15 protein-coding genes are annotated in these 23,468 nt (G+C 35.3%); 13 read left to right on the forward strand and 2 right to left on the reverse strand.

Going from position 1 to position 23,468, the window contains the following annotated elements; genetic code table 11:
* Position 1: 1 nt before the first annotated feature.
* The 10 genes from MR054_RS07195 (at position 2) to MR054_RS07240 (ending at position 14,532) form a co-directional block, all read left to right on the forward strand.
* On the forward strand, positions 2-2,404 hold the full coding sequence (locus MR054_RS07195) for a TonB-dependent receptor (protein ID WP_242157185.1): 2,403 nt from the start codon (positions 2-4) through the stop codon (positions 2,402-2,404).
* Between the two features lie 96 nt (positions 2,405-2,500).
* The gene (gene pruA, locus MR054_RS07200) at positions 2,501-4,132 is read left to right on the forward strand and encodes an L-glutamate gamma-semialdehyde dehydrogenase (RefSeq protein ID WP_242157188.1); all 1,632 of its coding nucleotides are present in this window, start codon (positions 2,501-2,503) and stop codon (positions 4,130-4,132) included.
* Positions 4,133-4,144: 12 nt separating this feature from the next.
* Positions 4,145-5,146 carry a zinc-dependent alcohol dehydrogenase family protein gene (locus tag MR054_RS07205; protein WP_242157189.1) on the forward strand — a complete coding sequence of 334 codons (1,002 nt, stop codon included), beginning with the start codon at positions 4,145-4,147 and terminating at the stop codon, positions 5,144-5,146.
* A gap of 11 nt (positions 5,147-5,157) precedes the next feature.
* On the forward strand, positions 5,158-7,215 hold the full coding sequence (locus MR054_RS07210) for a hydantoinase/oxoprolinase family protein (protein WP_242157190.1): 2,058 nt from the start codon (positions 5,158-5,160) through the stop codon (positions 7,213-7,215).
* A gap of 5 nt (positions 7,216-7,220) precedes the next feature.
* A complete protein-coding gene (locus MR054_RS07215; protein WP_276520158.1) occupies positions 7,221-8,891 on the forward strand; it encodes a hydantoinase B/oxoprolinase family protein in 1,671 nt (556 codons plus the stop codon).
* A gap of 17 nt (positions 8,892-8,908) precedes the next feature.
* Positions 8,909-9,220, forward strand: a complete 312-nt coding sequence (locus MR054_RS07220; RefSeq protein WP_242157191.1) for a cupin domain-containing protein — start codon at positions 8,909-8,911, stop codon at positions 9,218-9,220.
* A gap of 977 nt (positions 9,221-10,197) precedes the next feature.
* Entirely contained in the window at positions 10,198-11,496 is a 1,299-nt protein-coding gene (locus tag MR054_RS07225; protein WP_242157192.1) for a cytosine permease, read from the forward strand.
* Positions 11,480-12,655, forward strand: a complete 1,176-nt coding sequence (locus MR054_RS07230) for a proline dehydrogenase family protein (RefSeq protein ID WP_242157193.1) — start codon at positions 11,480-11,482, stop codon at positions 12,653-12,655. The genes MR054_RS07225 and MR054_RS07230 overlap by 17 nt, the downstream gene beginning before the upstream one ends.
* 514 nt (positions 12,656-13,169) lie before the next feature.
* Positions 13,170-13,925 carry a DUF6090 family protein gene (locus MR054_RS07235; protein WP_242157194.1) on the forward strand — a complete coding sequence of 252 codons (756 nt, stop codon included), beginning with the start codon at positions 13,170-13,172 and terminating at the stop codon, positions 13,923-13,925.
* Positions 13,915-14,532, forward strand: a complete 618-nt coding sequence (locus MR054_RS07240) for a hypothetical protein (RefSeq protein WP_242157196.1) — start codon at positions 13,915-13,917, stop codon at positions 14,530-14,532. Before MR054_RS07235 ends, MR054_RS07240 begins: the two co-directional genes overlap by 11 nt.
* Before the next feature lie 306 nt (positions 14,533-14,838).
* On the opposite strand, the gene MR054_RS07245 is transcribed toward MR054_RS07240, so the two are convergent.
* Positions 14,839-15,471: a peroxiredoxin gene (locus tag MR054_RS07245; RefSeq protein WP_242157197.1), complete on the reverse strand. Its 633-nt coding sequence runs from the start codon at positions 15,469-15,471 to the stop codon at positions 14,839-14,841.
* Between the two features lie 113 nt (positions 15,472-15,584).
* Here MR054_RS07245 and MR054_RS07250 point away from each other — a divergent pair, with 113 nt between their 5' ends.
* Positions 15,585-16,334 carry a LytR/AlgR family response regulator transcription factor gene (locus tag MR054_RS07250; protein ID WP_242157199.1) on the forward strand — a complete coding sequence of 250 codons (750 nt, stop codon included), beginning with the start codon at positions 15,585-15,587 and terminating at the stop codon, positions 16,332-16,334.
* On the opposite strand, the gene MR054_RS07255 is transcribed toward MR054_RS07250, so the two are convergent.
* Positions 16,326-21,392, reverse strand: coding sequence for a histidine kinase (locus tag MR054_RS07255; RefSeq protein WP_242157201.1), 5,067 nt, complete (start codon positions 21,390-21,392; stop codon positions 16,326-16,328). The genes MR054_RS07250 and MR054_RS07255 overlap by 9 nt on opposite strands.
* A 466-nt stretch (positions 21,393-21,858) precedes the next feature.
* Here MR054_RS07255 and MR054_RS07260 point away from each other — a divergent pair, with 466 nt between their 5' ends.
* Positions 21,859-22,563 carry a potassium channel family protein gene (locus MR054_RS07260; RefSeq protein ID WP_242157203.1) on the forward strand — a complete coding sequence of 235 codons (705 nt, stop codon included), beginning with the start codon at positions 21,859-21,861 and terminating at the stop codon, positions 22,561-22,563.
* A gap of 98 nt (positions 22,564-22,661) precedes the next feature.
* Positions 22,662-23,465: a transporter gene (locus tag MR054_RS07265; protein WP_242157205.1), complete on the forward strand. Its 804-nt coding sequence runs from the start codon at positions 22,662-22,664 to the stop codon at positions 23,463-23,465.
* Positions 23,466-23,468 lie beyond the last annotated feature (3 nt).

Below are 23,468 nucleotides of genomic sequence, written 5' to 3' on the forward strand. Positions count from 1 at the left end.
AATGAAATATTTATGTTTAGCAATCGTACTTTTCTATTCAATGTCTTTTAATGCTCAGTCTTCAAAAGACGTTGGTGGCAAAATAGTTGACCAAGCGGGAATCCCTCTTCCTGGTGCCTCTATTATCGAGAAGGGAAATCCAACCAATGGAGTTGTTTCCGATTTTAATGGGGAATTCATTATATCTGTTGATGAAAACGCCAAGGAATTAGTTATATCTTTTATAGGATATGAAAATAAAACAGTTGAGATAATAGGGGATTTTGTAAGCGTTGCACTGAAACAAGAGCTCAGTCAACTAAAAAGTGTTACAATCCAAGGCTTTTCTTCTGTGGCCAGTAAGGCTCGTAATAGGGCCCAAGCAATTCAAACACTACCAGAAACTACAGTTGCCGTTAATGCTCAGACAATAGAATCCAATGGTATTGATAATATCCAATCATTTACTTCACAAATATCAAATGTGGTATTTAATGAAGCCCAACAACCAGGTGTCAATTTTCTAACAGTGCGTGGGATTTCACAAATCAGAAATGCAGAATCTCCAGTAGCTGTGGTTATAGATGGTATGACACTACCAGATGCAAGCGCGATGAATATGTCACTTTATGATATTGAATTATTGGAATTTGTAAAAGGTCCACAAGGAACCCTTTATGGAAAAAACGCTATTGCTGGTGCAGTTAATATTACGACAAAAGACCCTACCAATAAGAGTAAAAACAAAGTGACATTGTCTACAGGAAATGGAGGTCTCTTTGGTGCAGGGATTTCATCTTCTGGGGCCATCACTAAGAATAAATTCTACTACAGTGTAACTGGAAGATATAGTTCCTTTGACGGGCTAATTAATAATACCTTTTTAAACGAAAAAGTTGATTTTTCGAAAGAACATAATATCAGAGCTAAATTAAAGTATAGATTCAGCCCAAGATGGTCTGCAGTTATTGTCCAAGATAATTTTAAAATCGATGCTGGTGGAAACTACTATGTAACCAAGACGGATATCTTTGACCCAAATATTCCAGTACTTGCAGATGACGATTATTCAAATGACCCTTTTGGTGACGTTCAAGGAGATTCAGAATTATCCAACTCACTAAGTAGTTTTAAAATAGAGGGAACTTTGAATAAAGCTAAAATTCAGTCTGTAACTTCTTATAATGCTACTAAAAGATATTATATAGGTGAAAATGACTACTCTCAATACGCCTTTAGCAAAGTTTCTCAACAATCTGATTCGGATACATTCAGCCAGGAAATCAGACTCACTTCAAATGCCAGTGATGAATCTAAACTCAATTATACTTTTGGAACGCTTTACCAAAATAGTAAACGCTATTTGAATACTTCTACATTTCTAAACAGAACATTTTACGAAGGAGGATTTATCGATGCCTCAGCTGAAAACGCAAACTACAGCACGGACCCATTAGTTGGAAACGATGATGACAACACCATCCAAACACTTGCGGCATTCGGGTTTTTAGATTTCAAATTATCTTCAAAATTCACATTATCTGCTGGAGTTCGTGTAGATTATGACAAACTAACCAATGACTCCCGTATTTCAAATACATCCCAAGAAAACGACATTACCGTTTGGCAACCGAAATTTTCGTTAGCTTATGAAGCATCAGAGAATGTTTTGGCCTATGCGAATTATGGTCGAGGCTATAGGAGTGGTGGCTTCAATTCTGATGAAACAGTAAAATTCAACAAAACTTATGAGCCTGAATTTACTAACAACTACGAAATCGGCTTAAAAACAAGTTTTCTTAATAACAGGATTATATTTAATAACTCATTTTACTATATAGATTTTGAAAATCAGCAGCAATATACCTTTATTCCTTTAACACCTTCAATATTGGGTATATACAACTTTGAGGAATCCAAAATTTCAGGTTTTGAATCGGAAATAAAATTCAGGGCCACGAATAATCTTGATTTCTTTGCAAGCGTAGGTTTTAACGATGGCGAGATTAAAAAAGGAAGCTACAACCGATTGACTAATGCTGCTGCCTTTGATTATGACACACATGAAGATGTAGATGTTAGCGGTAACACGTCACCATTTACTATAAAGAGTACGGTTCAATTAGGTGCAAATGCCAATTTTGAGCTCAGTGAAAATTCCAAGTTAGGGTTTCACATAAATGTTGATAATAGAGGTACCCAATATTGGGACCCGCTAGAAGAGTACAAGCAAGAACCGTATACCCTTGTAAACGCCAGAGTAAACTTAAAACTGAATAACTTTGCTTTTACTCTTTGGGCCAATAATATTTTTGATACTGAATTCAATACCGAATTCTTTCCTACTGCAGAATTTGGATTCAATAACTTGAGGTTTCCCAACACACCGACAACCTTTGGAATAGACCTGTCATATAGGTTTTAAATAAGCTGAAACATTTCTATCGAATTGAGTCCTTCAAAATTTTAAAAATTTTGCTGGAAGAGACTTCTAATCGCAATATTAAAAATTAAGACAAAAATGGCTTCAGGATTTTATAATGTTCCCAATATTGAAAACGAGCCCGTAAAAGAATACCTCCCTGGTAGTCAGGAACTCAAGGACTTAATGAGTACTTATCAAAGTATGAACCTTGACTTTGTTGATATACCTATGTTAATAAATGGAGAAGAAGTTAGGACGGGTAAAACTGTCGCCATTAATCCGCCACATGACTTTAAAAGAACAGTCGGCCAGTACCACGAGGCAGAAGAAAAACATGTCATACAAGCCATTTCAAGTTGCCTAGAAGCAAAAGCTCTATGGGCTAAAACGCCTTGGGAACATCGTGCAGCCATTTTTCTTAAAGCCGCAGAATTGCTGGCTGGCCCATACCGAGCAAAAATGAATGCGACTACTATGATTGGCCAATCTAAGAATGTGCATCAAGCTGAAATTGATTCGGCATGTGAAATGATAGACTTTTTTAGGTTTAATGCTCAATTCATGGTTGAGATATATAAAAATCAACCTAAGTCTTCAAAAGGAGTATGGAATCGAATGGAATACCGTCCCTTAGAAGGGTTTACTTATGCAGTTACGCCCTTTAATTTTACTGCTATTGCTGCAAATTTACCCACTTCAATGGTGATGATGGGCAATGTTTGTGTATGGAAACCTTCAAATAGTCAAATATATTCCGCTAATGTTATTATTGAACTTTTAAAGGAAGCAGGTTTACCCGATGGGGTAATTAATGTTGTATATGGCGACCCCGTAATGATAAGTAATACGATACTAGCAAATCCCAACTTTTCAGGATTACATTTTACGGGTTCAACAGAAGTGTTTAGAGCGTTATGGGAACAAGTAGGAAAAAATATTGGCAATTATAAATCCTATCCAAGAATTGTAGGTGAAACGGGGGGGAAAGACTTCATCTGGGCGCATCCATCTGCCGATTCGAAACAAGTAGCAACGGCAATATCTCGTGGTGCTTTTGAATATCAAGGTCAAAAGTGCTCTGCTGCATCAAGAGCCTATATTCCAAAAAGCTTATGGAGCGACATTAAGGATTATATAATTAGCGACATAAAAAGCATGAAATTAGGAAGGCCTTTTATTACAGGCCATTTTATAAATGCCGTAATTCATGAAGATTCCTTTGACAAAATTTCCCAATATATAGCGTATGCCAAGAAAGATAAAGAAGCCCAAATTATAGTTGGAGGTAAATGCGATAAAACCAAAGGCTATTTCATTGAACCAACTGTAATCCTTACATCCAATCCTAAATATAAGACCATGCATACCGAGTTATTTGGGCCAGTAATTACAATTTACGTCTATGAAGACAAGGATTGGAAAGAGACATTAAGATTAGTAGATGAAACCTCAGAGTATGCATTAACAGGGGCTATTTTCAGCAAGGATAGATATGTTATTGATTACGTTGAAGATGCCTTGAGAAATGCGGCTGGAAATTTCTATATCAATGATAAGCCAACAGGGGCAGTAGTAGGTCAACAACCCTTTGGCGGCTCAAGAAGTTCTGGGACAAACGACAAGGCTGGTTCCATATGGAATTTACTGAGATGGGTTTCACCAAGAACTATAAAGGAAACCTTTGTGTCACCAACAGATTACAGATATCCATTTTTAAATAACAACTAAAAAAAAGAAAACATGAAAACAAATTGTAATATAATAAGCTTCCATGAATGCGGAGAACTAGATGTGTTAAATGTGGAAAATGTAACCATACAAGACCCCGTTAATGATGAAGTCTTGTTTAAAGTTGATGCCTTTGCACTTAATAGAGCCGATGTTCTACATTACCAAGGTTTTCATACCACATTACCTGATTTTCCTTCCCGAATTGGTTCTGAAGCCACTGGTGAGGTTGTAAAGATTGGCAATAAGGTGACTGATTTCAAAGTTGGCGACAGGGTGACTTCAATACCATTCAATACCGCAAAATATGGGGTACAAGGGGAGTATGCGGTAGTGCCACAAAACTACTTGACCAAGGTTCCAGAAAATTTAACCGTGGAGGAAGCTTGCTCAATTTGGATGCAATATTCTACAGCTTATTTTGCACTATTCCACATAGGTAACGTAACAAAAGGAGATTATGTTTTTATTCCAGCAATCTCGAGTTCTGCAGGTTATGGTTGTTTTGAATTGGCAAGAGACGCAGGAGCAACCATTATAGGTTCTACTAGAACAAGCACTAAAAAAATGGAACTTGAACAACTGGGTATTAATCATTTAATCATCACGCAAGAAGAAAATGTCGAAAAAAGATTGATGGAGCTAACCCAAGGAGCTGGGGTTAGTTTTGTGTATGACCCCGTAGCAGGTGCTTTTTGTGATGAATATTTAGAAGCATTATCAAGAGGAGCCGTTGTAATCATTTACGGGCTACTAGACCCAAACCCAACGTTATTTCCGCTTGTCCCACTAATAAGAAAAAAAGCCATAATGGATGCCTATTCCCAATTTAACCATGTAGAGGATATTGATAAATTAAACGAATGCAAGAAATACATTTTAGATAGAGTGGAAAAAGGAGTGTTAAAGCCATTGATAGGAAAAGTTTTTGATTTCAAGGATTACAAAAAAGCCTATGAATATATGCTGTCAAATCAGCAGGTAGGAAAAATTGTAGTGAGAGTTAATAATTAATAATAAGAGTTATGAGAGTCGCAACAGATATAGGGGGTACATTTACTGACTTAGTTTTTTTTGACTACGACAAAAATAATAGAGAAGTCAAAAACGTAGAGGTATCCAAGTCAAGTACAACACCAGGTGAATTTGAAAAAGGAATTCTTAATACCATTAAAAAAATTGATTTGGACTTAAAAGATATAGAATTCTTTGCCCATGGAACGACTGTAGTAATCAATGCCATAACAGAAAGAAAAGGTTCTAAAACTGCTTTGATTACTACCAAGGGTTTTAGAGATGTATTGGAAATCGCCAGGGGCACAAGACCAGACCTTTACAATTTTAACTTCAAAAAAGAAGAGCCATTTGTTGAACGCTATCTTCGGCAAGAAGTTGAAGAAAGAATTAACTATCTCGGTGAGGTAATTACACCACTAGATGAAAAATCTGTGGATGAACATATAAGCGAATTTATAGAAGAGGGAGTAGAAGCCATAGCCATCTGTTTCTTACACGGATATAAAAACCCTATTCATGAGAAAAAATTAGCGAAATACATTCGTTTAAAATATCCAAATTTTGAAGTTATAACATCTCACGAGGTAACCAGGGAATGGAGAGAATATGAACGTACTAGCTCCACTGTGCTGTCTGCATATGTAAAACCTATAGCTACAAAATATTTAAACAATTTAACTCATCATTTACAAAATCTAGGCTATAAAAACAATCTTTATATTATGCAATCCAATGGTGGAATAACTACTGTTGAAGATGTGAAGGCGAACCCGATAACATTAATTGAATCTGGACCAGCCAGTGGCATGCTCGGAGCCGTTGTCCTAGGAAGAACCATTGCGAAAAAAAACCTATTGGTCCTAGATATTGGTGGTACCACTGCAAAATGTTCATTGATAGAAAATGGCATCCCGAAAATTGTAACCACATATAATATAGAAAAGACAAAGACCCAGGCAGGTTTCCCAATATTGACCCCAGTAATCGATATTGTTGAAATTGGAAATGGAGGTGGAAGTATTGCTTGGCTGGATGATGGGGGTAAAATGCGGGTAGGACCAAAAAGTGCTGCAGCAAATCCTGGGCCTTCATCCTATGGTAAGGGTGGCAAAAGTTTTACTACAACCGACGCCAACGTAGTATGTAATCGAATTCACGAAGATTACTTTTTGGGAGGAGAATTAAAACCAGATTTTAACAGTCTTAAAAATGCCGCAAAACCCCTGTGTGAAGAATTAAGCATGAATCTGCAAGAAATAGCTCGTGGTGTCATTCGAGTGGCTAATGCTAATATGGTAAATGCGCTGAAAAGTGTTTCCGTTAACAAAGGATATGACCCAAGAGATTTTTCACTTGTAGTTATTGGAGGTGGCGGGCCAATGCATGGTGCGTTTTTGGCGGAAGACCTTCAAATGCCTGAGATTATCGTACCCCTGAATGCAGGTGTTTTTTCCGCATTTGGGATGCTGATGTCCGATTTAAGGAGAGACTATATTCGCACCGAAGTAATGGAATTAAACTCAAGTAACTTTTCAGTGTTGAACGAAGTATTTGCTGAAATGAAAAACGAAGCAATAAAAGCATACGTCAGGGACGCTTATAGAAAAGAAGATATTGAATTTGAATATTATTTAGACCTTCGATACGATGGCCAAGAGCATTCAGTGAAATTAAGATTATCTCATTTAGATAACTTGAAAATGGATGAAATAGAACATCATTTTCATCAATTGCATAAGAAAAGGTATGCTTTCAGCCTTAATGATACCAAAATTGAAATAGTCAATTATCATTTGGTAGCTGAAGTCATTGTAAACAAACCCATAATTGCTCAGGTCGAAAAGAAAGGGTATTCAATTGATGAAGCGTTGATTGACAAGGCAGAAGTAGATTTCGATGAATCAGGAATTCATAAAACTAATTTTTTTGATAGGGACAAACTAGACCCTGGCATAAATACCAATGGTCCCGCAATCATTGTTGAACAATCTACATCAACAGTTGTGCCTCCGAATCATCAATTTAGAATTGATGATTATGCAAACATTATAATAAGCAAAATATAGTAGTTATGAGTTTAAATAAATTTACATCAGATATCATTCAGGATTCTTTAATATCAATAGGCGAAGCAATGTTCGAGACTATACAGCGAACAAGTATGAGCCCTATTATTTACGAAGCACTGGACTACGCTGTAGGTATTACAGACGGAGAAGGAAGATTACTGGCTCAAGGAAATGGAGTAATAACTTTTCTTGCTGCAATGAGCCTTGTAGTAGAAGAAACCTTGGAACGATTCGGAAACGATAATCAATTAGAAGAAGGAGATGTTATAATAGCGAATACTCCCTATGTAGGAGGTGGAACTCACCTTTCCGATATTGCAATAATTACTCCCATTTTCTACCAAGGAGAACGAGTAGCTTTTACAGTCAACAAAGCGCATTGGACAGATATAGGTGGAACCAACCCAGGGTCAGTATCAACTGTCTCCACCGAAATTTATCAAGAAGGTATTCATTTCCCTTTTATCAAGATAAAAGAAAAAGGGAAACTGAATGAAGCTGTTATCAAAATGCTTGAGGCCAACGTAAGACTTCCAAAAAGCACATTGGGTGATTTGTTCTCAGGAATTGCAGCAAATGACGTTGGCGCTGAAAGAATTATAAAACTTATAGAGAAGTATGGTTTAGACGCATATAAACAAGCTGCCAAAGAATTTATGGAATACGGGGAACGTATCAGCCTTAAGGAGTTACAAAAGATTCCCAATGGAGTTTATGAAAATACAGGATGGATAGAAAATGACGGATTTGGTAATGGCCCGTTTCCCTTAAAACTAAAAATAACTATCTCCAATGAGAACATGACCTGTGATTTTACGGGGTCACACGAACAATTGAAAGGCCCGTTGAACCTATCAAGAACTGGTTTGGAAACTGCGGTCCGAGCCGCATTCAAGTCAATTACCACCCCAACATTACCGGCCAATAATGGGTCTTTTAAACATGTCAAACTAATTTGTCCTGAGAATACAGTAGTTAGTGCTAATTCTCCAGCACCCATATCCGTTTATTATGAAATTTTCCTTGCGGCTATTGATTTGTTGTTAAAAACGCTTGGCCCGATTGTTCCTGAAAAATTACCGGCTGGTCATTTCAGGTCCGTGTGCGTAACCTATATTTCAGGAATACATCCAGTTACCAATGAATTTTATGTACAGGCAGAGCCCCTTTCTGGTGGCTGGGGAGCATGCGCATTTCATGATGGTAATCGAGGACAATTTTCCTATGCTCATGGAGAATCCTACAATATACCAGCTGAGACCAGAGAACGAAAATACGGAGTAATAGTAGAAGAATATGCTTTTCATAATGAAGGAGGTGGATATGGAGAGTTTCAAGGAGGTAATGGACAATATTTAACTTTCAAAGTTTTGTCGGAAGAGGCTTTTTTAACAGGAGCTTTTTTAGGTTATTCCATACCAACCTGGGGATTAAATGAAGGCAAGGAGGGTAGCTACAATTATTTTACTGTTATAAGAACAGATGGCACGGAAGAACAGTATAATATTGTTACAAACGTAAAGCTAAATAAGGGAGACAAAGTTAAACTAGTAACTGCAACTGGAGGTGGCTATGGCAATCCCAAAAATCGTCCATTAGAAAAAGTAGAGCGCGACATAAAAAATGGGTTTATCACTAAAAAACAAGCGATAGAACATTATAATTTTTATTGAAACCTAAACAGAAAAAAATGGAAGTAAAAGAATTGATATTCCCAAGTGAAAAAGATTTTTATTTAAAAAAAATAATGCGGATACAAGAAAAGCATTTATCGATACAATGTGGTTCTGTAAGGTTAATGAAAGGCCAAATACTTCCTTTTAAAGCATTAGATTTTCATGAAATATCCTACTTGATTTCAGGAAAACTGGAGGTATCCACAAAAGGTGGAGGTTCTACGATAATGAATTCAGGTGAGTTAATCTATTTAAACAAAGAGGAAGTTCGCAAAACGGAAACTCTTGAAGATAGTAAAATTCTGTATTTCCTATTTAGTGATTGAAGAAAATAATATTCAAGTGTAAGTTTAATATTTAAAGTAGCTCGAAGATAAGCGAAAAAATTTCGCTTATCTCGACTACAGCAATTGATTGATTTCTATTTAATTCCAATGTTAAAACCATTAATTACATTATTTGACAGACAAGTTTTGTTTTGGGAAAGCCCGAAAATAATTCATAGAATAAGCTCATTCCTTGTCCTATCGTTCATAATATGCGGTTTATGCAGCTCATTGGTTTATTACAAAATAATTTCATTAGGTATTTTTAATTCTCTTTTTAAACATCCCTTTTTTGCGATTGAAGTAGCTTTCACTATTCTTTTAATTTTAGAGTTGCTTAGTCTGATTTTTGTATTACCCAAATCAGTATCTAGGTCCTTGGGAAAGCAGTTTGAGCTTCTCTCACTAATTTTTTTAAGAGATGCTTTTAAAGAATTCAGTCACTTAGATAACTTTCATTTATGGGTCGACACTAAAAATACGGTTGTCAAAATGTTAGTTTATTCCTTCGGAGCATTGGCAATATTTACAATAATGGGCTTCACTCAAAGATTAAACAATCGAATACGGCTATCCGAAACTTATGTAAATCAGAGACAATTTGTAAGAATAAAAAAACTATTGGCATTATTCTTATTGATTTCATTCTTTCTCATAGGAATGAGAGATTTTGTTGTTCTTATTGAAACTGGAATATACCTACACTCATTCGATACCTTCTATACGGTTTTAATTTTTACAGATATAATTATAGTTCTAGTTGCTTTGCGTTACACTATAAATTATTATCGAGTGTTTAGGTACACCGCTTTCGTTCTTGCAACTATCCTAATTCGAATATCACTAACTATCGAGCATTACTATAACGTTACTCTTGGAGTTTTAACGGCCATTTTTGTCTTGATTTTGGCATTAGTCTACAACTATTTTCAACAATGGCTTACAACTAAAGAACTAACAACTTAAAAATTTTAACTATGGAAAATATCAATAATAAATCGCAGGAAAATATTGACTCCGCTTTGTCCCCCATTCCCGAAAATAAGCGTCAATCCTGGTTTGTGCCAGCAATTATTTTTGGAGGTCTTGAATTTTGTATTCCTGTATTATTAATAGGTGGAATCCTAATTGGCAATTTTAGCCTTCTGGAGATGGTATGGATTTTAATATTTGGTCTAGTTTTTTTTCAATGGGTTGGGAATGCAATACAGGGATATATAGGAGCCAAAACAGGTCTAACGTCATCTGCATTGGCATCACTTAGCTTTGGAAAGGAGCAATCAAGAATTATTGTTGGATTAGTTATTCTTATTTTAACCTTGGGATGGTGGGCTATTCAAACTTCTGTGGCATCAGATGCCTTTTGTGTTTTGTTATCAATAAATAAGGATGAAAACCTATTTTTATACATTTTAAGCACAACGCTTATTGGTCTGCTTTTTGCAATTCCTTCCATCTTGGGATATGCTTCTATTAAATGGGTTGATTATGTTGCAATCCCCGCAGGATTACTTCTAGTTACTGTAGCCCTTTACCTCTCCTTTACTAATCTTGGATGGCAGAAAATATCATCCTGGGACCCAAATGGGGACATGTCAATTATTGAAGGTATAAACCTGGTCATCAGTATCAATGTTGCCCAATGGTTAATAGCTCCAGATTATACGAGGTACGCAAAACCAACTTGGAGAGATAATATTTTAATTCCATTGGGGATTATTGTGGTTGGTTTTCCATTATTTATCGTTGGCGGTATCATGTCTATTGGAACAGGAAATTCAGATATCGTCAGGGTGATGCAAGAGCTTGGCTTTCCAGCCTGGGGCTTTATTGTGTTATGGATTGCCACTTGGACCAGTCAACTCGTAAGTAATTACACTGGAGGTTTGGTTTTGTGCAATATGTTTAGCTTAAATGACAACAAAAGCAGAAAAATATTGACTTTTGCGTTCGCTGTTATAGGCATTATTCTCGCTTTATTAGGGATTATGAACCAATTCGTTAATTTTTTGTACTTCACGGCTCTTATAATTCCAGCAATTGCGGGTGTAATTATGAGTCATTACTTCTTCATTAACAAGACTCTAATTTCATTAAAGAAGGCATGGAACTGGTCAGCAACAATTAGCACACTAATAGGGTTATTAGTGGGATACGTAACACAATATCTGTACCCTATAGGTATACCAGCCGTCCAGTCCCTTATCATATCAGGAGCAATATACTATGTACTATTTAATTTTTTGAACAATATTATTGATGAAAAATTTATTTGATAATACGGAAATAGCCTTAAAACTAAAATCAGATTCAGAATTGGATAGAGCTCACTTTATATTTGAACTAATAAAGAAAGAGCCATTAGTTAAAATTGGAGCGGCTGTTACAAAATTTGCTTTAAAGGCGAATCTTCCCGTTGAAAAACTAATTCGTTCTACAGTATTTAATCATTTCTGTGGTGGTATTAATGAAGAAGATTGTTTAGATGTTATAAATAAAATGCATCTTAAGAATGTCTATTCTGTATTGGATTATTCAGCAGAGGGAAAGGAAGAAGAAAAACAATTTGATTATGCCATGGAGAAAACTCTTAAATTACTAGAGTATGCAAAAAAAAATATATCCATACCATTCGTAGTGTTTAAACCAACAGGCTTAGGACGCTTTAAAGTTTATCAAAAACTAACCGAGGGAGTCTCTCTGAATGAAAATCAAGAGAGGGAATGGCAAAACATAAAAAAGCGGTTTAATAGCGTTTGTGAAAAAGCTACTGCGTATAATATCCCCATTCTTATTGATGCAGAAGAAAGCTGGATGCAAGATGCAGCAGATAATCTCATAGAAGAAAAGATGGAAGAATATAATAAGCACAAGGTTATCATTTTCAACACGCTACAAGCTTATAGATGGGATAGATTAGATTATTTGAAAAGGCTTCACCAAAAATCCAAAACCAAAGGGTTTAAGATTGGAATAAAACTTGTGCGGGGAGCCTATATGGAAAAAGAAAGAGAAAGGGCTCATAAGAAATGCTATAGAGACCCAATATGCAGCAACAAAAAAGAAACAGATGCCCTCTACAATGATATTCTAGAATACATCTTAGAAAACTTAGCAGACATGGAATTATTTGCTGGGACACATAATGAACAGAGTTCTTATTTACTGATGGATTTAATGAAGAAAAAAAGAATTTATAATAACGATAAAAGAATCTGGTTTGGTCAATTATATGGTATGAGCGACCATATAAGTTTCAATCTATCCAATAAGGGATATAACGTTGCAAAATATCTCCCTTATGGTCCCGTAAAAGACGTAATGCCTTATTTAATTAGAAGGGCTGAAGAAAACACATCGGTAGCTGGTCAAACTTCAAGAGAATTATTTTTAATCAAAACGGAAAAAAGAAGAAGGGCTATGCAAAAAAATTAAAATGGTGATTCATATTTCTACAGGACGATAACATTTGAAATTATTTTGAATTGATTTTTACCTTTTAAATGAATAAAGATTGAAAAAAACCCACCACCATAGTCCAACACCATTAGTTTAAAAAATTCAAAATCTCTGAAAAGTCTTGCTATTACCGAGATTTCATGAAGTTATAAGGGTGGCAAATCCCGACTGCCAGTCAAGCGCTCTAGCCAACTGAGCTACATCCTCATATACTGTATTTACAGGGTTTACAAGCGTTTTGCCATTATCCTGACTAATGACCCTTACTTGCAAAAGTATGCAAATGAATACATTTTTATGCAAAACCCCACCACCAAAACCCACCACCATATTATTTTTTTATCCTTAAATTGTAATTCATTTTGACCAACCAATAGCCAATGATAAAATTCTTTAGATTATCGAAACACAATTTTGCAAAGCAAAATCAAAGGTCTTGAAGACCTTTGGTTGAGATAGCCGCTTGCGGAAAATAAAACAAGATAATATTATGATTAAGTTTTTTAGAAGAATACGCCAGCGATTACTCTCTGAAAATAAATTCAGAAAATATTTAATCTATGCTATTGGTGAAATCATTCTTGTTGTAATAGGGATTCTTATTGCGCTGCAGATAAATAATTGGAACAACTACAACATAGACAGAGTTTCTGAAAGAGATTATTTAAAAAGAATTTCAACTGACCTTAAAGCTGATACTCTAAATTTTTCAAGAACAATCAATGCATTAAAAATCAAAGAAGAATCGCTAGGGACATTATTGGAGTTAATTAAGAGGGGGCAACTTAAAACTGTAGATTCCACTACTATTATCTGGCATATTAAAAGGGGTAATTATTTCTCCATTGCACATCCTGGAATAGTAAATAACACATTTGAAGAACTAAAAAATACTGGAGGTATGGAACATGTCAGAAGTACCCTTTTAAGGTCTGCAATAAACAATTATTATTTTAATGGGGAACACCGCAATGATAGAATAGAAAAGAAAAGAAAGGAGTCAGATTTTAGCTTTATAATACATCATAAAATCCCAGGTTTAAATGAAACAGATGGTGTAGCAAGCTATAGGAACGACTTGGTTTCATATAAAGAAATTCTGGATATGATTAATAGTTATGAATTCAAAAAAATTGCTGTTTCGGAATATAATATTGCTGCATTTATTCTAAAAATTCAAGAAGGTGGTTATGCTGATTCTAAAGTGTTGTTAAATCTTGTGGAAGAAGAACTTAATGAAAAATAATATTCATAATGTGAAAAATAATAAAAGGATTTGGATTAAATCAATTGGTGTTTTTTTGATACTATTTCCTATTTCTGTTTTTCTCCATGAAACAGGACATTGGGCTATTTATGAACTCAGCGGTGTAGACAGTTGGATAAGCTTACAAAAAGCGAACCCTATTAATCCCGATAGAGTAACTGATGCTATCTTTTTAAATTCGTTATTTGGAGGCCCATTGATTACAATTCTTATTGCATTAATTTCTTATTTATTGTTAAGAACGTATAATAATTCTATTTGGCTTTTAGTCTTAGGTATCATTAATGCAGCATTCAGAATCATACCGACAACTTTTGGGATTTTTAGAGCAACGAGAACCGACATGCTAGGATTTAGTGATGAAGGAAATATAGCATTAAGATTAACTGATAGTGTGTTCTTAAGATTAGCAACAATGTTGCTATATATAACATTCTGCATCATTCTTATTATTCGGATTTATAGAACATTTAAGTATCCTGATAATTTTAAAAGTAGGATATTATTAATAATTACCCTTTGCCTTTTGACAGTCCTGATTAGTATGGTATATCCATTTTTAGACAACCTTATATTCGACTTATAATATGGGGGAATTTTTTTAAAAAATATTGATATGAAATAAAATGGACATAATGCCAATAGATAAATTTATCAATTCTTTAAAATAAATGATGGCGACATTTATAATAAGAGGCCTATAACATGTGGTAATAAAACATTTGGGTCGAAAGTTCACAACTCCGAAATCCTAATCATTTCAGAGTCCCAGACGTTGAAACAAAGGATTTTTCCCCTTAGGCGTAACACAGTAACATTGGTAATAATGTGATGTGAAGAATCTATTCTTAGAGAGTAACTCCCTTTATGCAAAAACCCACCACCATATTATTTATTTTGGCTTTGAAGTATACCTTAAATAATTCGTGACCTCTTTATAACCATTAGGAAACTGAGCTTCTAATTCATCTCCCTTTAAATCAGGCGATATTATTACCTCTTCATCCTGTTTCCAATTGGCTGGTGTTACCACTGAATGCTTTTCGGTAAGTTGTAAAGCATCAATTACCCGTATTATTTCGTCAAAATTCCTCCCCACCGCCATAGGATAAGTAAGGATTAAACGGATACGTTTGTCTGGTCCAATAATAAAAACTGACCTTACCGTAGAGTTATCAGAAACGTGCTCATGAATCATATTGTACAATTTAGCCACTTCTTTATTCTCGTCTGCAATTATAGGGAACTCAACCTTGGTATTCATTGATAATTCAATATCCTTAATCCATCCGAAATGAGAGTCAAGAGAATCAACACTAAGAGCAATCGCCTTTATATTTCTCTCCTGAAATTCAGATTTTAATTTAGCAACAAGACCTAATTCCGTGGTGCATACAGGAGTGTAGTCCTCTGGGTGAGAAAACAGCAATCCCCAATTGCCGTCTAACCAACTGTAGAAGTCAATTTCGCCCAAAGTCGTTCTTGCTCTGAAATTTGGGGCTTTAGTACCCAATGCAATTTCCATACTTATGTCTGGTTAGAAAATTAAAATTATTAAAACTCATCTAAGGAAAAAAATATTAATAACAGTATCTTTACATTCATTCATCTCTTGAAAAACTAAATCTCTGATAAAAAATGACTGCCATAATCGTAGATGACGAAAATAGACACCATGAGACATTGGGTAAAATGTTAAAGACCTTTTGTCCTAATATTGAGGTTTTAGGGGATGCCTATTCTGTTGCTGAGGCGGTTGAATTAATTGAAAAGCATACTCCGCAATTGGTGTTTTTAGATATAGAAATGCCTGGGGGTAATGGTTTTTCATTGTTTGAACATTTTGATGAGCCTCCATTTGAGGTCGTCTTCACCACAGCCCATGATTTATATGCGATTAATGCTATTAAATATGCAGCCTTGGATTATTTGATGAAACCGATAAACATTAAGGAATTACAGGAAGCCGTAAGTAGGGCTGAGAAAGTTATCAGCAAAAAGAACGGGGCTATAAGCAATCAGAAAATTGATGTTTTAAGGTCTAATCTTAAACTGGAAGATAAGCGATTTACTAAAATCGCTCTGCCATCATCTGATGGGATTGACTTTGTTGAAGCTGATTTCATTATTCGGGCAGAAGCAGAACGCTCCTACTCAAACTTCTATTTAAGGGATGGAAAGAAAGTTTTGGTGTCTAAACCTCTAAAAGAATACGAATCATTATTGGAACAATGTAATTTCTTCAGGATACACAAGTCTCACATGATAAACTTAAATCATATTGAAAAGTATGTAAAGGGCAAAGGAGGATATGTTATTATGAATGATGGCTCCCATGTCGATGTTTCCGTTAGGAAGAAAGAAGACTTACTAAACAGGTTAATGTAAATCATTGGGAAAGGATATAAGGACCTTAGTGCCCTTGGCTTGATTTCCATCCTTTAAATCAATAATATCAAATTGGTACTCCTTGGTCTCAGAGTTTGAATTTAATAATTCCAAACGGGCTTCTAGATTACTTATTGCTACTGATTTATGATTACTTCTTTTCTGAGTTGAGGCCGCTGCCCTTCCTACCCCATTATCTATGATTGTACAAATAATTACATCTTGTTCTTCCTTTAAACTTATATCCAGATTTCCTTTTCTGTCTTTTATTTTACTTAATCCATGAATAATGGCATTCTCGATAAATGGCTGTAAAAGCATTGGTGGTATTAAGGTATCATGAATGTTTTCTATTTCCACATTCAATTGATAGTCAAATACCTCATTGAAACGTATCCGTTCCAGGTAGAGGTATTTTTCTAAAAATTCTATCTCATCAGCTATCGATATAAATTCAGTGGTTGAATTTTCTAAATTTTCTCGCATTAAACCCGCAAACTCTGAAATGAAATCAACAGCCTTTTCTGTTTCACTATTAAGAATGAAAGATTGGACCGAGCCAAGCGAATTGAAAATAAAATGAGGGTTCATTTGGGAAGAAAGCATCATCATCTTAGCCTGCAATGCATCTTTTCGTTCTTCCTTTATTTGCTGCTGATGAAACTTATCTGCTTCTTTTTTTGCAAGCTTTAATTCCTCTTCAATCTGTTTCCTGGTCTCAATTTCCTGACGGAGTACTTTTGTTCTATCTCTAATTTTATCCTCCAGAAGTTCATTCATTTTACTAAGTTCATTCCTTGAAGCTTCCAACTCCACATTCAATCCTGTGGATGTTTCAAGTAAAAAGGTATTATAAATGGATATCGCTGCCTGGGCGCCAATTATTCTCAATATCTGCAGGTCGTTACCCCTGAAAAGACCAGCAATATGGCTGTTCTCCAAATATAACACCCCTATTAATTCCTTCTGCCTAATTAGAGGCATCACTACAGCAGATTTTACTTCCATTTTTTCAAAATATGCCTCATTAACTAACCCTTTGTCATCCAAAACAAACTCCTTTTTAGAGTTGATTACATATTGTATCAGCTCATTTGGAACAGTTTTATATCCATTTAATGGCTTTCTGTTTAAGGGTTTTTGTTGCTTTCCAAGTTGAATCTCTGCTTCAACATAGGGGATGTTGTCCTCAACTAAAATTAAAGCGGATTTATCAGCCCCCGCATTTTCCATCACCACACTTAAAAGTCTCTTTATCAAGCTTTCTTTATCAACTTCAGCCGAAATGGCCTGGGTCGCTTTAATAAGACTGGAAGTCGTTAAATCACTTGTTTCTGTATTCGAAACTTCAAAGGTTATTGATGCATCCTTAATTTTACCGAGTGCATTCCATTCCCTGTAGAATGATTGGGCATTTTGCCTAAAACTAGTGGCTAAAAGTTCAAAACCACTAGAGTAAAAAACGTCTGAAACCACATCATAAGCAATTGCCTTAGCTCCAATAAACTGTCCTAATTCTGCCCATTTTAGAGTCTCATTAAAAAGCCCTAAGGACTTTTCAAGATTACCTGAACGGATTTCCATCAGCGTTTGAATTAAACAATACTCACTTTTGAAGTTTTCAGGCATGCTGGCAGCCCAAACCTCCAAAACACTTTGATTCTTTTTAATTTTATCTATCTGCTTTTCCGAAAGCTCTTTGTCTTGGTAAATGATACAAAGAGAATCTAAAAAATAGTGTTTAGGAACATGTGGTTGCGAAGATGCATATATGATAATTTCTTCATTAAGTTTAAGAAGTTTATGAGCCTCTTCAAAATTTTTCAGGATACACAACACCCAGCTTCTAAAAATATAGTGGTGTGATACCGCGGTATAAAACTTAATATCTAGTAAAAATTTAAGAGCCTCCATTTCCAAATTTTCATACGAGACATCATAGCCATCGGTCAGTTTTAAGATACTACCTTTTAGGAGTTTCATTAAAGACTGCATCCCTTGGTTTTTAATATCGCCCATAAACTTTATACTGTCATCACACAAACTCAGTGTCTTGTTGAGATTGTTCCCAACCAACATTGCATCCCTGACCTTGGCATAAAAGGAATAGCTGGCATACGGTAAATCTCCTGTCTGTAAACCACTATAAACAGACTCGTCCAAATGGACAATACTATTGCGGATAGGCTCTTTGAAATGTTGAATGAATATGGGAAATACAGATAATGTCCTACTTCTGTATTTGTCGCTTTCAACATAGTTTAATAGGTCTACACCTATTTTACCCAAGTCATATCCCTTGTCAAAATCTTTATAGTAAGCCACAAGAAGTGACCCCATAAATACCAAAGCGAAGGGGGTGGAATTTGTAAAACCATGCTTTAATGTTTGGTTGGTCATTTTAAGAGTACTCCATACAAATAGATGCAAGTCAACGAAGTATGCAGAGGCATTCATGTTAACCAAGATATCCATAATGACAAGTTCTACCTCATCCTCCATATTATCCTTTCTGAAATCTTCCAATGTTTTTTTATTGGAGATTAAATCGATATATAGGTTGTATTGCGTTTCGATTAATCCGTCAAGTGTCTTCTCATTGTAGTCTCCCTTTACTTCAATGTTTAAAAACTCTAAGGCAGACAAACCTGACTCTATGTTCTTTTCAAACATGGCATAACTCTCATAGAAAAGCATTTTCATTACTAAAACAGATGCTTTTTCAATGTTATTGTTGGAAAAACTAATGGCTCGGTTGGAATAATCCTCCCCATTAGCCATATCATTGAGTAGGAAATGGGATTCAGCTAAACCTTTTAGAAGTTTGAATGTTGAATTTTGTGTTTTGAATTTTTCATTTAGAAAAAGCCCCAACTCATAATAACCCTTACTTGCCTCTGGGGTTGTGGATGAATTGACATCCGAACCCAATTGAATGATGTTCTCAATAATTTGATTGGAAAGAGTCTCACCTATTAGGTCCTTTGAAGAAATGAAATGGGATATTATTTCTCCTTTGGTGTATTGTAAATCGCATTTGTTTTCAAACAGTTCCTTTCCAACCATAAAATGCAATTCTTCTTCAGAATGGGCAAAGGACGGAATAATCAATTGATAAGAAGCTTGTTGAACTCTGTCATGAACGAACTTATATTCAACAGTGTTGTCTGGCAGCTCTGCCCTGATAATATGACCACTTGCAGCAGAAACATTCAGAAGTATAATAACCATGTCCTTCCGAAAACCACTGATTTCCGCAATTAACCTGAGGTCAAATCTCCCTCCATTGAATGCCGCTAATTTGAAAAATATTTGTGTTTCAAAAGATAGTTTGTCAAGATTGTTCGCTACCAGGTCGAGGACGTTTTTAGATACTTCTTCATTCTGAATTTTGGTTTCATCCCATCTCCATGTATCCTTTGTGTCGTCAAACTCCAGAAAGTTGTTTTGCTGGAGTGACAGTAAGAATTGTTTGGTATAAAAAGGATTGCCCTCAGTCTTGTTAAAGATTAATTTAGCCAATCCTTTTGATTCTTCTTTATTAATGTTTAAAGCATAGGAAACTAGAGCGTTGGTGTTATTGAGATGTAAGGGTTTTATGATATATTCTTCAGTGAAATCTTGAGCTAACATTTCGTTTCTGAAAAGACCAAACGGGTGACTAGTATCAATCTCATTCCCTCTAAATGCAAATAAGTATAAAATTCCATGACTGTTTGATGTAATCAGATACTTGATTAATTCTAAAGAAGGCACATCACACCATTGCCAATCATCAATAAACAATAATAGGTAAAAGTCAAAATCCAAAAGAACATCGCAAAACTTCTTGAATACAAAGTTGAATCTGTTTCTAGTTTCTATAGGGTTAAGAACATCTATAGGCTCTAACTCGCCGACAAGCAGTTCTATGTTGGGTAACATATCTTTTAAAACAGCAACATTTCTGCCCAACTCTTTCAAAAGCTGCTGCCTTACAAGTGGAGCATCAAATTTTGATTTTAGTAAGACATCTTGTTCAAATAAATGAAAAGCCGTTTTTAAACCAGAATATGGTGTTTGCTTATATTGGTCGAATTTTCCGTTTAAAAAAAGGCAATTCTCATTACTCAACTCTTTAGAGAATGCTTCAATTACACTAGTTTTTCCTACTCCCGAACTTCCGTTAATCAGTAAGAGTTGTGAACCCGTCCTATCCAGGTTTTCAAACTTATTCCTAAGTGTCTGTTTTATATCTTCCCTACCAAAAAGTATACTCCCAAAATCAATCACCCCAGGATTATAATTCACACTGAGTTCGATGTAATCGTGCTTACCTTGAATATAGTTGTATTCCATTTTCTCCAGGTCCTTAATCAATCCCGAAAAGGACGTATACCTGTCTTTAGGTTGCTTCGACAACAAAACAGAAACCAGTTGGGATAGATTATGCGACACGTTTTGGTTAATTTCATCCAAAGGGATTAAAGAACTTGTTAAATGATGGTGCATAAGCTCAAGTTTATCAGCCCCGTTAAAAGGAAAGATGCCAGATAAGTAATAGTATAAAACGACCCCCAACGAATAAAAGTCCCTTCTTTTATCTGGTATCATATCATTGTTATGATAACATTCTGGTGGTAAATAAAAGAAGTTTTCCAATGGGGAGGACTCTAAATCGAAACAGTCAAAGTCATTCTGTACTAATGAATTCCCCAGTATTTTAAGTCTATCATTTTCATCCAGCCAGAATCGCTGCGGCTGCAGTAATCCAATAAATAGATTTCGCTTGTGAAGAGCTTTAATCGTTTTGCAAATTGTAATTGCGGTATTAAGTAATAAAATAACCTGTTGGTCGTCATTGGGATTGTGAATCTCAAATGGGCGTAAATTGTGGTTGTCATATATAATCAAGTCCTCTCTTTCAATCGCAGTTTTAGCAGGACTTAAAAAAACATCCCCTTCAATCTCTCTGGTCTGTATTTTTCTATTTGAGATTACTTGCTCAATTATCTTGATACTACCATCAATCTGTTTATTGCTGATAACCACATCGCTAAACCTAACTGTAAAAGCCATAAGGGGTAATGAATTTAATCTTGTTTCAAGATATTAATTTATGGCATAATAACTGTCACGTTGGGAAACAAATATGACCCGTTTGGAAATTACTACTTAAACAATATGGATTTCGCCAGTAGTTTTGTACAATATTTCATTTTAAGATGATAAATCAAAACATAGCTACCCTAAAGAATGAGTGTCTGCAACTTCTACAGTATTACCTGAAAAAGACAGACAGTATTATGAGAATATACAAGGACACGTCTGAAACAATGTATTTTCTTTTTGTTTTAAAGGGTACAAAAGCTTCAATTAAGAGCGAAACAAATCCAACTAAAACATTTTTGTTGACATGTATTAACACCCTAATTGAGGGGCAGAAGAATAGGTCTGGAAATTCAAAGCTCAATGCACTTAGAAATGAGATAGAGGAAGAACTTACCTTACTGAAGCTAAGATATAATTTAGACTAAATTCCTGAATGATGTTTGGTTTCAACAAATTATACAGACAACATGTAAAACTTCGAAAGTTTCTATTTAAAGGAAAGACACAATCAAGTTGGTTTTTATTGAGCTTGGTTTTGCTCATATTACTTCCATTTCCGATTAGTTTATTTCCCAATAACAAAGTATTAATATTTGAGTTATCCATATCTCTTGTGGTCTTTTTTGGTGTCCAGCTTGTCTCTGATACGTTTAGGCATTTCTTAACTGGATTGTTTCTTGGTGGACTGGCTTTAACGTTTATCTGGATGCACTATTTGAACGGCCATATATTGCTAATCAAGATATTGAGACCCTTAGCCATTTCAGCATTTTTAATCTTTATATCGTATTACTTAATGACTGTATTGAAACGTTCAAAAATCATTGACATTAATATGATCATGATAGCTATTTCCGGGTTCTTAATTATGGGGATTTTTGGTGGGCAATTATGCAATCTTTTAAACTTGGCAGACCCTAATGCCTTTAATATTAATCCAGAAGATAATAGTATTTTTACTTTAACATACTACTCCTTCACAACACTCACTTCTTTAGGATTCGGTGATATCTTACCTCAATCTGCTCCCGCTCAATCCCTTTCCCTATTGATTGGGCTTTCTGGCCAATTATACATCACCATTCTAGTAGCTATTTTGGTGGGCAAATACCTCATGCATAACCAAAACAAAGTTTAAATACGTTAGGAAAGCATTACATCACGTTAGGAAGTTTTCATGTGTAAACCCCTTGACTGTCCTATAGTTTTGAGGCATCAATTAATAGATTCAATATCATGAAAACAACAAATCAAAAAACAATCATTTCAGTTTTAATCCTTCTTATAGGTTTAATTTCCAATGCCCAGCTTTCTGAAGAAGAGTTGGCGAAAATTGCACAAGACCCGATTGCGAATATTATTAGTGTTCCTTTTCAAAACAACATGACCTTTGGTATTGGTCCTTATGATCGAACATCAAATGTCACCAATATCCAACCCGTAATTCCTATGGCAAATGGTAAAATCATTGCCAGGGTAATCCTCCCAATTGTCAATCAGCCGAATATTTTTTCCGAATCAGGAAATTTTAAAGGGATTGGAGATGTCAACCTATCTGTGTTTTACACAAAAAAAGGTAAAGTGAGTTGGGGCTTAGGTCCAGTAATGAACATCCCCACAGCTGGCGATAATTTGGGCATTAAAGAATGGGGTGCTGGTCCATCCTTAGTCGGTGTTATTAAGCCAAGTAATTGGGTGATTGGAATGCTGATTAATAATGTGTGGTCATTGGAAAGTCACAATTCTGCATTTACCATTCAACCCTTTGTCAATTACAATCTTCCAAAGGGATATTATCTATCAACCTCTCCAAAGGTGGTTGCTAATTGGAAAGCCGATTCGGATAATCGATGGACTATACCTATGGGCATGGGTGTTGGGAAACTTGTAAAACCAAAAGGCTTTCTTCCCTTCAATATACAAGTTGGTGCTGATTATCTTATTGAAAGTCCTGAGCTTAATGGAGGGAGTTGGATGTTGAAATTCTCCTTCACAGCATTGATTCCCAAAGCCATATTTAAGCAGAATAAGAATCAATAACGT

This window comes from Aestuariivivens sediminis (assembly GCF_022662105.1).
Taxonomy (GTDB): Bacteria; Bacteroidota; Bacteroidia; order Flavobacteriales; family Flavobacteriaceae; genus Aestuariivivens; species Aestuariivivens sediminis.

Bases quoted from the DNA above. Each gene is read 5' to 3' on its own strand.
- MR054_RS07195 (WP_242157185.1), top strand. From the start codon at position 2: ATGAAATATTTATGTTTAGCAATCGTACTTTTCTATTCAATGTCTTTT.
- pruA (WP_242157188.1), top strand. From the start codon at position 2,501: ATGGCTTCAGGATTTTATAATGTTCCCAATATTGAAAACGAGCCCGTA.
- MR054_RS07205 (WP_242157189.1), top strand. From the start codon at position 4,145: ATGAAAACAAATTGTAATATAATAAGCTTCCATGAATGCGGAGAACTA.
- MR054_RS07210 (WP_242157190.1), top strand. From the start codon at position 5,158: ATGAGAGTCGCAACAGATATAGGGGGTACATTTACTGACTTAGTTTTT.
- MR054_RS07215 (WP_276520158.1), top strand. From the start codon at position 7,221: ATGAGTTTAAATAAATTTACATCAGATATCATTCAGGATTCTTTAATA.
- MR054_RS07220 (WP_242157191.1), top strand. From the start codon at position 8,909: ATGGAAGTAAAAGAATTGATATTCCCAAGTGAAAAAGATTTTTATTTA.
- MR054_RS07225 (WP_242157192.1), top strand. From the start codon at position 10,198: ATGGAAAATATCAATAATAAATCGCAGGAAAATATTGACTCCGCTTTG.
- MR054_RS07230 (WP_242157193.1), top strand. From the start codon at position 11,480: ATGAAAAATTTATTTGATAATACGGAAATAGCCTTAAAACTAAAATCA.
- MR054_RS07235 (WP_242157194.1), top strand. From the start codon at position 13,170: ATGATTAAGTTTTTTAGAAGAATACGCCAGCGATTACTCTCTGAAAAT.
- MR054_RS07240 (WP_242157196.1), top strand. From the start codon at position 13,915: ATGAAAAATAATATTCATAATGTGAAAAATAATAAAAGGATTTGGATT.
- MR054_RS07245 (WP_242157197.1), bottom strand. From the start codon at position 15,471: ATGGAAATTGCATTGGGTACTAAAGCCCCAAATTTCAGAGCAAGAACG.
- MR054_RS07250 (WP_242157199.1), top strand. From the start codon at position 15,585: ATGACTGCCATAATCGTAGATGACGAAAATAGACACCATGAGACATTG.
- MR054_RS07255 (WP_242157201.1), bottom strand. From the start codon at position 21,392: ATGGCTTTTACAGTTAGGTTTAGCGATGTGGTTATCAGCAATAAACAG.
- MR054_RS07260 (WP_242157203.1), top strand. From the start codon at position 21,859: ATGATGTTTGGTTTCAACAAATTATACAGACAACATGTAAAACTTCGA.
- MR054_RS07265 (WP_242157205.1), top strand. From the start codon at position 22,662: ATGAAAACAACAAATCAAAAAACAATCATTTCAGTTTTAATCCTTCTT.